This is a genomic window from Paraburkholderia sp. CNPSo 3274, assembly GCF_024206475.1.
GTDB lineage: Bacteria > Pseudomonadota > Gammaproteobacteria > Burkholderiales > Burkholderiaceae > Paraburkholderia.
Window position 1 is genome coordinate 1 of record NZ_JAMBPR010000118.1, and the last position, 15,862, is coordinate 15,862.

Annotated in this window: 9 protein-coding genes and 5 pseudogenes; 3 read left to right on the plus strand and 11 right to left on the minus strand. The window is 61.8% G+C overall.

Annotation, left to right across the window (positions count from 1 at the left end):
- Positions 1-169 precede the first annotated feature (169 nt).
- Positions 170-580 (minus strand): hypothetical protein, encoded by a 411-nt coding sequence (locus M3I54_RS40775; protein WP_375542301.1) that lies wholly within the window; start codon positions 578-580, stop codon positions 170-172.
- A 218-nt stretch (positions 581-798) separates the two neighbouring features.
- Positions 799-2,058 (minus strand): MCP four helix bundle domain-containing protein, encoded by a 1,260-nt coding sequence (locus M3I54_RS40780; RefSeq protein ID WP_254345766.1) that lies wholly within the window; start codon positions 2,056-2,058, stop codon positions 799-801.
- Between the two features lie 596 nt (positions 2,059-2,654).
- On the opposite strand from M3I54_RS40780, the pseudogene M3I54_RS40790 reads away from it, so the two are divergent.
- Positions 2,655-3,382, plus strand: a pseudogene (locus M3I54_RS40790) (IS6 family transposase).
- 117 nt (positions 3,383-3,499) lie between these two features.
- Positions 3,500-3,673: pseudogene (locus tag M3I54_RS40795) on the plus strand (IS3 family transposase); the annotation flags it as partial.
- Positions 3,674-3,718: 45 nt separating this feature from the next.
- Here the strand turns inward: M3I54_RS40795 and M3I54_RS40800 are convergent.
- The 8 genes and pseudogenes from M3I54_RS40800 to M3I54_RS40840 form a co-directional block, all read right to left on the minus strand.
- Positions 3,719-4,021, minus strand: a pseudogene (locus tag M3I54_RS40800) (DDE-type integrase/transposase/recombinase); the annotation flags it as partial.
- Positions 4,022-4,442: 421 nt separating this feature from the next.
- Positions 4,443-5,225: an enoyl-ACP reductase FabI gene (gene fabI, locus M3I54_RS40805; RefSeq protein WP_254345767.1), complete on the minus strand. Its 783-nt coding sequence runs from the start codon at positions 5,223-5,225 to the stop codon at positions 4,443-4,445.
- A 28-nt stretch (positions 5,226-5,253) separates the two neighbouring features.
- The gene (locus M3I54_RS40810) at positions 5,254-6,435 is read right to left on the minus strand and encodes an acetate/propionate family kinase (RefSeq protein WP_254345768.1); all 1,182 of its coding nucleotides are present in this window, start codon (positions 6,433-6,435) and stop codon (positions 5,254-5,256) included.
- Positions 6,436-6,439: 4 nt separating this feature from the next.
- Positions 6,440-7,378, minus strand: coding sequence for a phosphate acetyltransferase (locus M3I54_RS40815; protein WP_254345769.1), 939 nt, complete (start codon positions 7,376-7,378; stop codon positions 6,440-6,442).
- Entirely contained in the window at positions 7,375-9,762 is a 2,388-nt protein-coding gene (locus tag M3I54_RS40820) for a DUF3141 domain-containing protein (RefSeq protein WP_254345770.1), read from the minus strand. The genes M3I54_RS40815 and M3I54_RS40820 overlap by 4 nt, the downstream gene beginning before the upstream one ends.
- 679 nt (positions 9,763-10,441) lie before the next feature.
- Positions 10,442-11,427: pseudogene (locus tag M3I54_RS40825) on the minus strand (IS630 family transposase).
- Entirely contained in the window at positions 11,312-11,704 is a 393-nt protein-coding gene (locus M3I54_RS40830; protein ID WP_254345777.1) for a hypothetical protein, read from the minus strand. Before M3I54_RS40830 ends, M3I54_RS40825 begins: the two are co-directional and overlap by 116 nt.
- A gap of 729 nt (positions 11,705-12,433) precedes the next feature.
- Positions 12,434-14,335, minus strand: coding sequence for a kelch repeat-containing protein (locus M3I54_RS40840; RefSeq protein WP_254345772.1), 1,902 nt, complete (start codon positions 14,333-14,335; stop codon positions 12,434-12,436).
- A 557-nt stretch (positions 14,336-14,892) separates the two neighbouring features.
- Between M3I54_RS40840 and M3I54_RS40845 the strand changes: the two are divergent.
- Positions 14,893-15,618, plus strand: a pseudogene (locus tag M3I54_RS40845) (transporter substrate-binding domain-containing protein); the annotation flags it as partial.
- A 66-nt stretch (positions 15,619-15,684) separates the two neighbouring features.
- Here the strand turns inward: M3I54_RS40845 and M3I54_RS40850 are convergent.
- The coding region (locus tag M3I54_RS40850) for a transposase domain-containing protein (RefSeq protein ID WP_254345774.1) at positions 15,685-15,862 on the minus strand (178 nt) is incomplete at its 5' end.

Sequence of the window (15,862 nt, forward strand, 5' to 3'; positions counted from 1 at the left end):
GTACTTCATGTAGAGCCTCATCTGATGGTCGTTGATGTGTCGGCCGGGCAACTCAGCCTCCCTTCGCTACATGGAAGAGCTGTTCATACCCGATTTACCGCGACCACCGACAAGGCACCCCGGCAGCGGGGCGGACTCCTCGGCGCGGCGTTGCGGCAGCGGTTCCGGGCTACGCCCTCCACCGCTGCCGCAACGCCAGTACTCTCATCCTGATTGACGCGCTGCTCTCATCTTGTTTGACGCGCGGCAGTCTACGCCGGTTCACTTCGATACTGGCTGAATCCACCACCAAGTTCGTGATCTGATGTGCTTCCAGGCAGCGGTGCAGCCAGAAGCCGTCACGCCCGGCTTCATAACAGCTGTGTACCGAAGCATCGGTGGCCAGATGACAGCGCGCCTTGGCCTTCGCAATCGCCGCGAAAACTGCGGCCGTATCGCCGGCGGCCACCGTGCTGCGGCTTGGTGCCCGGCCCCCATTACCCAGCGAGAGCTTCCAGCTCCTGTCACCCAGTTCGAAGGCGACATACAGGGAGGTGATGGTTGTATCCTGCCCATGAAGGGCCGTGCGAGGCGCATTCATTTGCGTACTCCTCTCGGAAAACGGGTGTCGGAATCCTCGTTTTACTCCAGGAGGCTTACTTCCGTGGCCCGTCCATAGCATCTACAACCTCGTGCGCATGCGATCGCTGGCACAGTTCCGTCCATAGTGGCGGGGAAAAGGCGCCAATGAGGCCAGAAGTCGGCCTCACAGCGCTTTAAAAAGGTTGATTCGCGTTGAAATTGCACAATGCGAAAGATTTAGCGGCAGTGGGCGCGCAAATCGTGGAAGGCCGCTTCCCGTCGAGGGGTATTTCCGCAACCTGCTAACGCGGGCTGTCCAATGAAGTTATATGCGAATCCCATATCGGGGCTGACTCGCGCCTGAAAGACTGCCAGTGGCAATGCATTCGACATGTCCTCCAGCTGCTTGATCCGAGTCCGGATCTCGCCGGACATCGCGCGCAGTGCCTCCTGCATCTTCAACAGGGCGTGCATTAGCTGGCCGAACTCGTCCTTGCCTGCAACAGGCAGGCTTGTCTCGAAGTTGCCCTCCGCAATCGAATGCGCCGCGTCAATCGCGGCGGCCAGCGGCCGGGTGATCGTGCGTGCCAGCCATGCCATCAGTCCGAAGCTGAACAGGACTCCACCCGCGATCGTCGCGGCCAGCAGCAGGCGGAATCGGGTGTACGACTGCTCGGCATCGTATTGCGCGCGCGCCACCCGGGCCTGCAGGTCAATCAGCCGGCTCATGTCAGCGTGGAATCCATCGAACAGCGCATCCACGTGAGTGCTGGCCAGCGCTGCCGCGCCGGCGGACCGGCCGTCGTGCCGGTACGCCGCAATCACCTCGTTACGGGCCTTCGCGAGCTGCGCCCGGTGAGCCTCTGCGCGGTCGACCAGCTGGCGTTCCTCCGGCGTCATGCGCGTGCTCAGGTAGCCTTGCCAGGCCCTTTCGCGCTGCGCGTCGAGTTGCGCCACCTCATCGAGTGCGCGGTCGATCTGCTCCTGTGTGGGCGCCTCCTGGGCGAGATCGAGCTGCCGCCGGATCGAGAGCGTGTCATAGAGCACCTGGCCTAGCTGCACCAGCGCGACGGTGCGGTCCTGATACACAGTCTCCAGTCGCTGCTTCCCGTGCGCCATGCCGCCCAGTGCGAGAAATCCATCCGCTGCGGCGACGAGCGAAACGATGCCTGCGAGTATCGCGAGTCGCGTGCCAACCTTGAGCCTGTTCATGTTGATATTTCCGGAGTGGATCGGTGGGCGCGTCAGGCGGGCTCTGGCCGCTGTTGTACCGGTTTGCCAGCGAGAGACGAAGATCGCTCGCGCGGATCTCGGTAATCCAGGCGCTTGTGGGAACGGCGGTAAGCCCGACGGAAAATGGGGTCGCGTTCGACAAACGAGGCAGGAAGAGGCAGGAAGAGGCAGGAAGAGGCAGGAAGAGGCAGTTACGATACGATAAAAACTGCTTACGTCACCAGCAAACTCGACAATAGTCCGTCGGATGGCGGCGTCCTTCATTGCCCTTTTCTGATCATGTATCAAGCCCATGATGGGCTTCAGGGTTTTTTGCAGCGCCGTCGTCCGAGGTTCGTCAGGCTGAGCGAAGATGCCACGTATCACCGCATGCACAACCGGATCCCATCCAGTGGAAAGTGCGGTCGCTTCAGCATCTTGGCCACGCCAGGGGCAAGGTCCTGCGCGGCGTCTTCGTCGTCTTGGCCATCGTAGTCGCCAGCAATTTCCGCACACCGGATTTTACCTCCACGCCGTGTTGCGACAGAGCCAGTTCAATCCAGTTGAGTGGCTGCAGCACCCGTTCGTTTGGCTTTCTCCAGGATATCCGACGGCATTATCAAGTCCAGGAGTTTCAAAGACCTTCCTTAACGTTCAAGGGGTTGCGGGAGGGGCTTGGAAACAAACGACCAAACGACAGAACTACTCCAATTTGGTGTGGCCTGAAGATTGACCTGCCAATACCGTTGCGGATGCAGCCTATTGCACTGGAACAGCGAGAAAAAATCAATTGGACTGGCCTGATTTTCCCGGCGTTGAAAAACGGATCTGTTGCAGTAAGGGCCAGGTTAAAATTGGGCGGCGAATTTTTGAGCTGTGCGATGAAGAAGACGAAGACACCGCGAACCACACTCGCGCCGGGCCTGGCCTGGCCAAGGTCCTGAAGTGCCTTCACTACCCGCTTGACGTGATTTTGCTGTGCGTGCGATGGTACGTGGCCTATTCGTTGAGTTTGCGCAATCTCGCGGAGATGATGGACGAACGTGGTATCGCGGTGCATCATTCGACGGTGTACCGCTGAGTCATCAAACTACTGCCGCTCTTCGAAAAGACGTTCCGCAAGCACAAGCGTCCGGTTGGGAAAAGCTGGCGAACGGATGAGAGCTATATCAAGATCAAAGGCGAGTGGAAATATCTTTACCGGGCAGTGGACAAGGCGGGCGACACGGTTGACTTCCTGCTCAGGGCCAGGCGGGACAAGGCCGCAGCCCGGCGGTTCTTTGAAAAGGCGATCGCTCGCAATGGTGCGCCAGAGACAGTGACCATCGACAAAAGCGGCTCCAATCTGGCCGCACTGGATGCGGTGAATGCCGATCGCGAGACGCCCATCAAGGTCCGCCAGATCAAGTACCTGAACAACATTATCGAACAGGACCATCGGGCTATCAAACGCCGGACCCGGCCGATGCTGGGATTCAAGAACTTCCCCCGCGCGAGGGTCATTCTCGGCGGCATCGAGGTAATGCACATGATCAGGAAAGGACAGATGAAACGTGCGGGCAAAGCCCCGTCGTCTGCTTCCCAGCAGTTTTACTCTCTTGTGTCATAACCAATACTGATCATATCGACATTTCTGGTCTCGACACCCTTACTGCAACAGAACCGGTTTTAGTCTATGAACCGCCCCGGGTTTTGTGGAGGCTCCAACTCTTGAGAGGATGGAGCCATGAACAAGAAGGCAATCAAGTTTTCCCCGGAAGTCCGGGAACGCGCTGTACGCCTGGTGCGCGAGCAGCGTAGCGAACATCCGTTGATGTGGGCGGCGATCGAATCGATTGCACCGATGATCGGCTGCACGCCGCAGACGCTGCACGAATGGATCAAGTGCGACCAGATCGACTAGGGCGAGCGCGACGGCGTGACGGTTTTGTCGCGATAAGACGAGTCAAACAAATGTCGACATGATGAGGACTACTGATGCTACCAACGAGTAGAACTGCTGGGCGGGCGTTTGCGCGATGCCACCGTCTTTCATCTGTCCTTTCCTGATCATGTGCATTACCTCGATGCCGCCGAGAATGACCCTCGCGCGGGGGAAGTTCTTGAATCCCAGCATGGGCCGCGTTCGTCGTTTGATCGCCCGATGATCCTGCTCCACCAGGTTATTGAGATACTTGGACTGGCGGATCTTGATGGGCGTTTCACACTCGGCATTGATGGCTTCGAGCGCGGCGAGATTGGCGCCGCTCCACCACAACGGCCTGGGCCGGCTACATGATTATCAGAGCCGACTCGGCCATGTTGCGTCCGAAATGAGTTTGCATGTGCTGGCATACAACCTTAAACGGGTCATCAGGATTCTCGGATTCGCGAAGACGATGCGTGCAGTGAGGCTGGCAGGCGCGTGAACTCGCGCGCCGATACTGTTTAGCCGGTAAAGCACAATCACGTCATCTGCCGGTGTCTCGATCTTTAAGCGCCTGAACAGTCTGGCGACCTTCCTCATGGCCCGGATCCGCCCTGGCGAAATAGTGATTGCCTGCCCTCAAGCTGCCGGGATCCTGGCCGATATGTCAATTGCATTGACTTTGCCTTGCGCGCATTCCAGCTGTGATGCGCAACGCGCCGACCCGGCGGGCTGCGCCACCGGAAGCTGCGTTTGCGCGCGCCTACGCCATGATGTGAACGCCGCCGTCCACGTAAAGCGTTTCGCCTGACAAACGCCGCGCATAGGGCGTCGCGAGGTACGCGCAGGTGAAGCCGACGTCCATGATGTCGACCAGTTCGCCGAGCGGCGCCCGTTCTGCCGCCTGGGTGAGAAGCACGTCGAAGTCTTTCAAGCCGGATGCAGCGCGTGTCTTCAGGGGCCCGGGCGACACGGCGTGCACGCGGATCTGCTGCGGACCCAGCTCATACGCCAGATAGCGCGCGCACGCCTCTAGCGCCGCCTTCACCGGACCCATGACGTTGTAGTTGGGGATCACCTTGTTCGCGCCGTAGTAGCTCATCGCGAACATGGAGCCGCCCTGCTTCATCAGTGGCGCGGCGAGCCGTGCCATCCGCACGAACGAATGGCATGAAATGTCCATGGCGGCTGCAAAGCCCTCGGCGGAGCAGTTGAGCAGCCCGCCCTGCAAATCGCTCTTTGGCGCCCACGCGACGGAATGCACGAGTATGTCGAGTTCGCCCCATTCACTCGCAATCCGCTCGAACACCGCCTCCAGTTCCTCCTGCTTCGAGACGTTGAACGGCATGAAAATAGGCGCCTCGAGGTCTTTCGCCAGCGGCTCCACGTATGACCTCGCCTTCTCGTCGGCATACGTGATCGCGAGATGGGCGCCCACTTCATGGAACGCCTTCGCGCAGCCGTACGCGATCGAATGCTCGTTGGCGATACCCGTCACCAACGCCTTCTTCCCGCTCAGCACCGGATGTTGAACGCTCTGGCTCATCAGACTTCTCCCTGGCAATCGGGTAGTTTCACGCAATGCCCGTCACTTCACGCGTGTGGCGGGCGATCATGAGTTCTTCGTTGGTCGGTATGACCCAGACCGAGACCCTGCTCGAAGCCGTGCTGATACAGGGGCCGCCCGCTTCGTTCGCACTGCTGTCGATTTCCACCCCACACCAGCCTGCCTGTTCGCAGGCCCGCCGCCGGATCTCCGGTGAGTGCTCGCCGATGCCGGCCGTGAAAACCAGCGCGTCGAGCCCCTGCAGCGCGGCGGCGAGCGATCCCAGTTCGCGTCCAATGCGATACGCGTACAAGTCGATGGCAAAGGCGGCGCGCGCGTCGTCGCTCGCCAACAGCGTACGCATGTCGCCGGAAATACCCGATACCCCCAGCAGCCCCGAGCGACGGTACAGCAAGTCCTCGATGCCGCGCGTATCCATTTTCAGTTCATCCTGCAGATAAAGGATGACGCCAGGATCGAGATTGCCGCTGCGCGTGCCCATGGGCAACCCGTCGACGGCGGTGAAACCCATCGTGCTCGCCACGCTCCTGCCCGCGTCCAGCGCGCACATGCTCGCGCCATTGCCGAGATGGGCGACGACGGTGCGGCCTTGCGCTGCGTCAGGAGCGACATCGGGCAGCGTACGCGCGATGTACTCATAGGACAGGCCGTGGAAGCCGTATCGCCGCACGCCTTGCTCCGTCAATGCTGCCGGCAGCGCAAACGTCGAGGCAAGCGCAGGCTGCGTCGCATGAAACGCCGTGTCGAAACACGCCACTTGCGGCAGTTCCGGGTTGCGCTCCTCGATGACACGAATCGGCTTCAGGTTGTGAGGCTGGTGCAGCGGAGCGAGCGGCGTGAGCTTGTCGAGTTCGTCCAGCACACCGGGTGTGACGGGCACGGGCTTCGAGAATCCCTGGCCGCCATGGACCACGCGATGCCCGACGGCGACCAGGCGGTTGCCGTCGCGATGGCTGCGCAGGAACTGGGCAATGTGGGCAACCGCCTCCTCATGCCTGAGGGGCTCATTACCCCAATCATGCTTTCCGGTCTGCTCGCCTTTTCCATCGAATGCGACGAGACGTGGCGCCGAAAGCAGCCCTTCGATCTGGCCGCGCATGACGAGCGGCAGATCGCCCGGCTGCGCCTTGAAAGCGCTGAACTTGATGCTCGACGAACCGGCGTTGAGAACGAGGATGACGTCGGCCATTGCGTTACCCCCTCACCCGCGCATCTTCCCTGCGCTTCTCGGCCGCGAGCGATGCCACCGCGCACGAGGCAAGCCGCGTGACGATGGAATCCGCACGGCTTGTCAGGATCACAGGCACCCGCGCTCCGAGCACGATTCCTGCGGCATCCGCACCGGCCAGGAACGACAGACTCTTGGCAAGCATGTTGCCAGCCTCGAGGTCGGGTACCATGAGCACATTCGCGCGTCCCGCCACCGGCGAATCGATACCCTTGATGCGCGCGGCTTCGGGATCGATGGCATTGTCGAGCGCCAGCGGACCGTCCACCAGCGCGCCGGTGATCTGGCGACGGTCGACCATCTTGCACAGCGCAGCGGCTTCGATCGTGGAGGGCACCTTGGGATTGACAGTCTCCATCGCCGAGAGGAGCGCCACCCGCACTTCCGGAAAGCGCAGCGCGTGACCCAGATCGATGGCGTTCTGCAGAATGTCGGCCTTCTCGGCCAGCGTGGGCGCGATGTTGATCGCCGCGTCGGTGATGATCAGCGCGCTCTCGTGCCGCGGCACATCCATCACGAAGCAATGGCTCACGCGGCGCTCCGTTCTCAGCCCGCCTTCGCGACTCACTACCGCGCCCATGAGTTCGTCGGTGTGCAGGCTGCCCTTCATCAGCGCTTCCGCGCGCCCTTCGTGCACCAGTTCGACCGCCCGTGCCGCGGCGGCGTGACTGTGCGGCGCATCCTCGATCGCGCAGCCCGTGATATCGAGGTCCTCTCTTTCTGCAACCTCTTCGATGCGTCCGCGCGGCCCCACGAGAACCGGCGCAATCAGGCCGAGTTCCTTCGCCTGCAACGCGCCTTCGAGAGCGCTTCGATCGCAGGGATGCGCCACTGCGGTGGCCAGTGGCGGCAGAGACCGGCAAATGGCAATCAGCCGGTCGTACTTTTCGTGTTCACGATTCACGACGCCTCCTTGAGATCGGGTGCCACGCGCTTGGGCGGCGCCTCGGGAACCTGGCGCAGCGTTGCGCTGGACCGTGCTGCCGCACGTTCCAGCGGCAAGGACGCACGGATCCTGTCGAGCATGCTGAGCTGGGCGGCGGTCGGCCCGGCCTCCTGAACGCGCCGGTCGGCCAGCAGCTTTTCGGCCAGATCAAGCAGCTTTTCCCGGTCTTTCGGGTCTTCCAGCAGATGCGGCAGCGTGGCGAGCGCCTGTTCCGGCTCGTAATGCACGATGATTTCCTGCTCACCGCGCACGCGCCTCCACTGGTCGCCAGGAAGCTGGGGCACATACGCCGCGTAGTCCTTCGCGAGTTCGCTGCGCAGGGCAAGCCGCGCGAGCGGGAGCGGCTCGCCCCGGCGAGCGAGCAGACAAGCAGCGCGAGCAAGCGCCTCGGTGTAGCCGCCTTCGGTCATCGACGCCAACGCGTCCCTAACGTAGGGCAGATCGCGGTGATCTCTGGCCACTGCAGCGGGTCTTGCTTGCGCCTCATCACCTTGTTCGACGGAGTACATGTTTCCGTAGAAGGAGAAGAACGCGCTCTCCGTCATCGCGTCGCGCATCGCACGATAGCAGTCGAGCGATGCACTGATCATTTCCGAGCCGTAGTGCTCGAACTCCCTTAACCGCGTGTCCTCATGGGCTTCGGCGGCCCGCTTCGCCCGGACTGCGTCTGCGGCCGGGCCAAGCCATGCGAGCCACGGATTCAGATCAGATAACGCCCAGCGTTGCGCGCGAAGCGGATGAAACTGCCGCTGCAGGTTCGCCGTCGTTTCGTTCGACCAGGCCCGTACCCAGGGCTGCAGGAATAGCTCGTATGCGCGCTGGTTCAGCTCCGATACGCGCTTGACGGCCTCGAACGGCTGTTCGTCCCCACGCTCGAACCGGTTCAGGCGCTCAGCGATATCTTCGAGCCGATACTCGCGGAACGACACGTCATATTCCATCTTTCCGTCTTCGCCCTGGCGCTCGGCAATCTCCATACCGTAGAGACCGGGCGGGAAGGCTTCGATCGCTTCGAGCACGGATGCGATCTGCTGGTGCTCCTTCTTCGCCACCTTGCCCGAAACGAATATGCCGAGATGGCCGATGCTCTGGTGCACGAGCCCAACGATCACCTGACCGCGCGCCTTGATTTCCTCAGTGCTTCCGTAAATGTCGGCGACCCAGTTGAATGCCTGCTGGGGCGGCGTGATGTTGTCGCCGAGTGAGGCGAACAGGATGATCGGCGACTTGATTTCCCGCAGATCGAAAGCGCCGCCGTCGAGACCCCGCACCTCGCCCGACCAGAGCTTGTTACCGACGAACAGGTTGCGCGTGATCCACTCGATCTCCTCGCGGTTCATCAGGTAGTAGCCGCCCCACCAGCGCTCGAAGTCGAGGAAGCGCGGCGGCTCGGTATCGACGTTGTCGAACAGGTGATAGTACTTGTCCCACAGGCTATTGGCAGGATTGAGGTTCTCGAAGTTCTGCACGAGATGGGCGCCGTCGAACTTGCCGTTGCCGATATCCGCCGTCAGCGACGCGAGCCAGGTACCGCCCAGCATGCCGCCCGAATAGCGCATGGGATTGTCGCCCTCGCCTTCGCTCCACGCGCCGCTCCAGTAGGACATCGGGGCACCGTTGATGACGAGCGGCCCCGTATGGTCCGGGTCGGAACTCGCCAGCATCATGGCGGCCCAGCCGCCCTGGCAGTTCCCGACGATCGCCGGTTTCGGGCTGTCCGGATGCAGTTCACAGACCTTGCGTATGAATTGCTCTTCCGCCGCGCAGACATCGAGCAGCGTCTGGCCAGGCTCCGGGTCGCGAAAGAAGATGACGAAATACACGGAGTGACCCGCCTTGAGTGCCACGCCGGCCTGTGAATCGTCCTTGAAACCGCCGATGCCGGGGCCATGACCCGCGCGCGGGTCGATGATCACATAAGGACGCTTGCTAACGTCGATCACCACACCCTCGGGCGGCAGCAGACGCACGAGCGCGTAGTTGACTGGCCGCGCCAGCTTCCGGCCGTCGATAACGAGTTCGTGGCCGAAATGGAGGACGGGTTGAAGACCGTTGCGCGCCTGCTCGACGAAGCCGTTTCCGCGCTGACGCAAGGTGTCCCAGAAGAGCACGGAACGCTCGGCGACGTCCACCGCGTAGCGGTAGCCGGCCCAGGGGTCCAGCGCGGTTGCCCATGCAGGGCTGGGCGAAGCGGGTTTGTCGCTCTCGCGCAACCGCCCGGCCGCGTCCGCTAAACGCTGACTGAATTGAGTCTGCGCCAATTCCGATCGCCTTGCGAAGAGCCGGGCGACTTTGCCGCCGATTTCCTGAGAACGTGCATATTGATTGGCTAGGTCGGTCATGGCATCACCTTTTTGTCCGCGAACGAGTAAAAAAAACACGTCCGCTGTCTCGATTGAATGAAAGGAATGCTTACGAATAATCTGAGCAGTCACGCACGTAGTGACAAAGGCGGACATGGATGCTTTCTGTGTAGACACTGGCAGACGCATGTGACAGGTTCGTTACGGCGCTGCGCCAGGTTCCGCAGACGATTCCGTTTGCACGAACTGAATCGTGCAGCCCCTCGCGTGCTTTCTCTATAGGACCATCGGCCCATATCCTGCCTGTACGACTGCCCTGGCAGCAGTAGGACCAAAGTCCGATTGACGATCGATCCGCAAGATGGGATTCGTCAAATTTCCCACTTCGGCATGTTGAATGCAGTAGCCCACAGGCAGGCGACGGTGAGACATTCGACGTAGGCGTGCGTCGGCAGCGTTTCCGTTCCTGGAGGCCACAGCATCATGCGCGATCAGTCAGCGCCGCACCGCACTTCCGGTTTGCGTCTTCCCGTTCTCGAATGGGTTCGCGGCTACCGGACGTCGTGGATCAAACCCGACATCGTCGCAGTTGCGCCAGATAGGCCGCATCGGCGAAATCGCCGCTGTGCTTAAGTCCGTCGTATTTCCTGATGGCAGCAGGATGGGCCAGGTGTACCCGGTAACCTGAATCCATCAGTCCATCCACTAGTCCACTGCGTCATTGAATTGGCACCGGTCGAACCCGGCGCGATGGATCGTCATACTTCCACTTGATCGGCTTCGGGCTTTCGCTGATATAGCGCATCAGTTTGCGATCCAGATCCTTCACCGAAGTGAAGATGCCGCGAGCGATCACATCGCGCTGGATGCGCGAGAACCAGTTCTCCACCTGGTTCAGCCACGACGAGTAGGTCGGCGTAAAGTGCAGGCGCACGTTGCGATGCGCGTCGAGGAAGTCGGCGACCCGCTGCGTCTTGTGGCTACTGACGTTGTCGCAGATCACATGGATTTTCCTGCGTTTCGGCTGGCTGGCGACAACATCGGTCAGGAAGGCCACGAACTGTTCGCTGGTGTGGCGCGCGGCCGTCTTGCCCAACACTTCGCCGGTAGCGGTGTTAAACGCCGCGAACAGGCTGAGCGTGCCATTGCGCTTGTACTCGAAGCCATGACTCTCGGCGCGCCCGCCCGGTCCCTGCGATCGAGTGCCTGGATCGCGGTTTTTTCGTCAACGCAGAACACCGCTGCGTGCGCCGGCGGATTCAGGTACAGCCCGATCACGTCCGCCGCCTTGGCCTCGAAGTTCGGGTCGTTGGAGACCATGTGCCGCTCCAGCTGCTGCGGCTTGATGCCGTGCTTGCGCCAGATACGCTGCACTGTCGAGACCGACACGTCGCCGAGTTCTGCCGCGAGCTTGTAGCTGCTCCAGTGTGTCGAGCCGTCGGCGGGTTTGTGCTTGAAGGTACGGTTGAGCACCCGCGCTTCCAGTCTGGCCGGTGGCTGCGTGGGCGCGCGCCCGGGATGCCGGGCGTACATGCCGGCCAACCGCTCGCTGAGGAAGCGCCCCGACCAGCGCGAGATGAAGCGCGAGTCACAGCAAAGTGTGCGCATGATGCTGTCGCGCGATTCGCCGTCCTCGAGCATCAGGATCAACTTTGCGCGTCGCACGTCCGCTGCGCGTACCGTCCGGCTGCGCGCAGCAGACAGAAGTTGTTCGCGTTCGGTATCCGTCAGATTCATTTTTCCCATGACCGATATCTGAGCACAGATGGGGTGCCAATTCAATGACGCAATGGACTAGCCAGTACCAGTTGTACGTACTTTCGACGACCACACCCGCCAGTTCGTGCCGGTACGGCTCAAGCGCCGCGGCGATCTGCGTGAACTCGTTTGGCAGGCGTTTCCGGTACACGATCCGGTCGCTCTCGTCGCTGACGATCACGACGCAGTTGTTCGAATGCACGTCTATGCCACAATAGTTCATGTCGGTCTCCGCAGGGTCAAAGTGCGTTCGCAAACTGACTTTAACCCTCATCGCATAACCGCGGCGAGGAGGCCGGCTACATGATCATCATTCGACGTGCGGTATCGAACGTCTGCAGAACTGGCTTCACGTGCCACTCGGATTCCACTCGTGCATTCGCCATGTATACAGGATGCCGATCTCGCCCCAGACGCCCTTGCGATGTCAAAGGAATAGGTCTGGAAATCCTCGTTGCTCATCGTTTTCAGAGGCAGTGCGAGAAGCATGCCGCATGCGATACCCGATCGCCTGACGGTCAGTTTGAACGCAACGCGCTTGCCTTCGTCTCCTCCGCTTGCATCCGATGGATCGGCATAGCCCCAGTGGACCCCGTTCCATAGCATGCCGGGTCTCTAGTCCGCCATACACGCGCGGTAAGCTAACACTCGTATCGCGCTGGCCTCGTTGGGCGCTACAGCCATGCCGCGCCGCTGCAGGTGCTCGACGTACCCGGCCAGCCTACTATCTGCGAAGTGCCCGCATCGGTAACGCTCCACGCCCTTAAGCACGGTGACGCCTATTAGTGCGCCCGTGATCAGGAAGGCTGCGGCACGTATCATCGGTTACTCTTGTGGTTATCAGTTAAGAGGCGGATACGATCCTGTGCTTTCGGCACGCAAGCCTGCCTCGGGACCACGATGACGCGGCGACTCAGCGCGCGCGTCACGGTCATTCCCCGGTGTCTCCCTGTCAATGGAACAGTTCGGCTGAAGACAGGTAGCCAGGGCCGAGTCCCCCTACAGCGAGTACCCGGCCGTCGGGCAGCAGTGTGGCCGTATGTCGGCTGCGCGCCTGGCTCAGGCTGCCGGTCGGTGACCAGGTCCCTGTGGCCTCGTCGTACAGTTCGTCTGAGGCCAGGTTGCTTTGGTTGGTCCCGCCCGCGGCGAGCACCTGACCGTCGGGCAGCAGCGTGGCGGTATGGTAGTACCGCGCCTGGTTCATGCCGCCGGTCGGCGACCAGGTGCCCGTGGCCGGATCATACAGTTCGGTTGAGGACAGCGCGGCGGTTCCACCGTATCCCCCTGATACCAGCACCTTGCCGTCGGGCAGCAGCGTGGCGGCGAAGATGCTGCGTCCCTGACTCATGCTGCCGGTCGGCGACCAGGTCCGCGTGGCCGGATCATACAGTTCAGCCGAGGCAAGCCGGCTTGCGCTGCCAAAGCTTGCGCTGCCGACGCCCCCCGCCACCAGCACCCGGCCGTCGGGCAGCAGTGTGGCGGTGTGGAAGTAACGCGCCTGGCTCAGGGTGCCGGTCGGCGACCAGGCCCGCGTGGCCGGGTCGTACAGTTCGGCCGAGGACAGCGGGGCGCCGGTCGCGTCCAGCCCGCCTGCCACAAGCACCATGCCGTTGGACAGCAGCGTGGCGCTATGCGTGTCACGCGCCTGACTCAGGCTGCCGGTTGGCGACCAGGTTCGCGTGGCCGGATCATACAGTTCGGCCGAGGACAGCGGCGCACGGGTCCGGTCCTCGCCGCCCGCCGCGAGCACCATGCCATTGGACAGCAGCGTGGCACTATGGAGGTCACGCGCCTGGCTCAGGCTGCCGGTCAGCGACCAGGTATCCGTAGCCGGCGCGTACAGTTCGGCTGAGGACAGCACGCCTTTGTTGAATCCTCCCACGGCGAGCACCGTACCGTCGGCTAACAGCGTGGTGGTGTGCAGGTATCGCCCCTGGTTCATGGCATCGGCTGGGAGCCACGCGCCGATGGTGGCGTTGTCCACATCAATGACGATCTGCGCTGTGACGCTGCCCGCGGGGTTAGTGCCGGTCACGGTGAAGGTCGTCTGCGCCTGCACCGTGGCTGGTGTGCCGCTGATCGCCCCGGTCAACGCATCGATGCTCAATCCGCCCGGCAGCGCTGGCGACACGGTGAACTGGGTAATTTCACCACCGGAGTACTGAGGCTCGTTGACCACGATTGGCCGGCCGATGATATACACCGGCACCAGATCCACATACGTGAGCCCTGCCGGCGGCACGAACTGCGCCTGCACCTCGATACTGAGCTGGGCCTGGATGCTGTCCACGCTGTTGCTGCCGGTGACGATGTAGACCGCTGGCGCGGTTACTGCCGTCGGCGTGCCGGAAATGATCCCGGTCTGCGGGTCAAGGGTCAATCCCGCGGGCAGCGCCGGCGACACACTGTACTGGGTGATCTCACCGCCCGTGGTGATCGGCGTGTTGGGCGTGATCAACTGGTTGGTCACATAGATCACCGAGCTGTCCAGGTAGGCCAGGTTTTCCGGCGCGATGGCGGTAGCCTTGACCTCAACCTGCAGCCGGGTGGTCGTGCTGCCCGTCGCGTTGGTGCCCGTGATCGTATATTCCGTGGCATTGCTGACAGAAGTGGGCGTTCCGGTAATCACGCCGGTCTGTGGATTCAGGTTCAGCCCCGTGGGCAGCGCAGGTGACACGTCGAATTGCGCGATTGCCCCACCACTCTCGCTGGGCTTTTCGGGAATTATTTCGGTACCCACCGGGTACACCACCGAGCCGTCATGTTCGGCCAGCCCCGCAGGCTGCGGCGGTCCGACGCTGTTGTCGCCACCACCATGGCATGCGGCCACCAGCACTGCCAGCACCATGAGCATGTATGAAAGGCAACGTTGTATCCGCATGGCCGTACCCTCGCTTTTTTTCAGGATAGGCCGGCAAACCATAAGTGCCAGAGGAATGCGAATTCGACACCATCGCGGCTGCGCAAACCGCCCGCTGATCTTGATCTCATGCCAGCGCACGCGAGGACCAGAGCAGTGAGGATGGATCGGCGCCCAGGGAAACCTGCGGCGATCGTTCACGCACTGGATTCTGGCCTGCGGCAGCACCATAATGAACTTGGTATCACGTTGACTGGAACCAGACTGAAAGTCCGCCTGTCCCCGGCAGATGGTGCCTTGCGGAGTCACTACCCCAGGGATTCGTGATCAACCACCCTCTGTCTAAAAGGGTTGCTGTGTCGTATGGTTGCGCGCTGACGTCGACCGGATTCCTCGGGCTTCCGGCGACGTTCTTCCGTACGAACAGTGGCTCCTCGTCCCGGCGCAACGGTGCCGATGACGTGCGAGCCGCTGGCAGGCATGCGAACTTCGCCTTCGGGCGGCGCGTCGGCGGGGCGCGACGCGGTATTTCGTTGTGAAGGGGGCTCGCGGTGCGACCCGGTTCCTTGACCCAACTCGTTGCTGGACTGCTGTGCACGTTTGCCCTCAGCGGGGCGCCTGGTGCCGTGCCGCCTGCCGCACAGGCGCGTGTGCCTCCTCTTCCCACCAGGCAACTGAGCCTGAGCAACAAACCCTGGCGGGGCGACTTTGACGCGATGCTGGAGCGTCGATGGATCCGCGTGCTGGTGCCTTATAGCCGAACGCTCTATTTCATCGACAAGGGTCACGAGCATGGCCTGACGGCCGAGCTTGTGCGCGATTTCGAGCGCTACGTCAACGAGACCTACGCAGACCGTCTCGGCAGTCGTCCGCTTACCGTGGTCCTGATCCCCACTACGCGCGATCGGCTGCTGCCGGACCTGAACGCTGGTCTGGGTGACGTCGCGGCGGGGAACCTCACGGTGACCGATGAGCGGCTAAAGCTTGTCGATTTCGTGGCATCGATCGAAGGTAACGACGTGCGCGAGCTGGTGGTAACTGGGCCGAAGTCACCCGTGCTCTCCACAGTGGACGACCTCGCCGGCAAGACGGTGCACGTGCGGCGCTCGTCGAGCTATTACGAGAGCCTGAGCGCGCTTGAGAGGCAATTCCGTGCAAGCCGAAAGCCACCGATCAGGCTGGTGCTGCTGCCCGATGCGCTCGAAGACGAGGACGCGCTCGAAATGCTCAATGCAGGCCTGCTACAGATCCTCGTGGTCGATGACTGGAAGGGTAAGCGCCTCAGTTGGGCCGTTCGTCCATTCGCGTGCGCGTAAAGCATGATGGTGAACTGGAGCTGCCGGTCAGGTAGAGGGATCTGGCGGACTGCCTGGTGTGTGCAGTTTGTCGGCCACACGCCAAGGCAGGAGCTCGTCGATGCGATTGATTTTGTGACCGGCGATATGGGTTAGCACGTAGTCGAGGTAGGCACGCGGATCGATGTCATTCAGTCTGCAAGTGCCAATCAATGCGTACATCGCG